Here is a 771-nt window from a genome sequence, read left to right on the forward strand (position 1 = left end):
GGGTTTTAATTTTAATAAAACGTTATTTTTAACTGATTTATTTATCCTATTTTAAATAAATCAATTAAAAAGGAGATTTATATAAATTGGGTTGTTTTTAAATTATGATGACTCATTCTTTTTCCTTTTGTGAAATAGGGTAAATATGGGGAGAACTGCAATCAAAACGGGTTTGACCAGAGGGGGTTTTTAATGAAGAAGGTGGTGTTTCTTTGTCACCGACACTGCTATGGACATAATTTGAATCTGTTAGATCGAAATAAAATTTACGCCACCTTGGTTTAGCCAGTTGATCATCATCTTCTCGACGGCTAACAGGGGTTTTGCCTAAATAAAAACTTTCATTTGTGACAATAATATCGAAATTAGCAGAATAAGGACCCGGAGAGTTTGTGTTAATACCAAAATTTCCATTTGTTGGCCTAAAGTTTTTACCGCCATCAAGGGTGACTAATAATGAATTCACGCAGGCTGTTTTTGTGCCTGCACATCCATCCATTCTTCGATTAAGAACGGCAGGAAAAACGAGCGCATCATCACGATCTGTTGCCCAAATTAAACGCCCTTGATATAAACATGCTGAGCCATAGAGTATCCCTTGATGTATCCCTTTTAAGATATTGTTGTAATAAGTTATTCCCTCACGTTTTTCACTGTATTGCTCAAGAGTAAAAAACCGGTGGTCATCAATACGGTAGATTACAGTAGGCGGTCCATAGCTTTTAATTTCTTCGGCAATTAACCGTTGACGTTCAGCTTCTTGTTGCGCTT

1 protein-coding gene is annotated in these 771 nt (G+C 36.3%); it reads right to left on the reverse strand.

All coding sequences use genetic code 11. The annotated features are described in order from the left end of the window. Window positions 1-112: 112 nt before the first annotated feature. The coding region (locus M983_RS17660) for a T6SS immunity protein Tli3 family protein (protein ID WP_425415209.1) at window positions 113-771 on the reverse strand (659 nt) is incomplete at its 5' end.

This window comes from Proteus myxofaciens ATCC 19692 (assembly GCF_001654855.1).
Taxonomy (GTDB): Bacteria; Pseudomonadota; Gammaproteobacteria; order Enterobacterales; family Enterobacteriaceae; genus Proteus; species Proteus myxofaciens.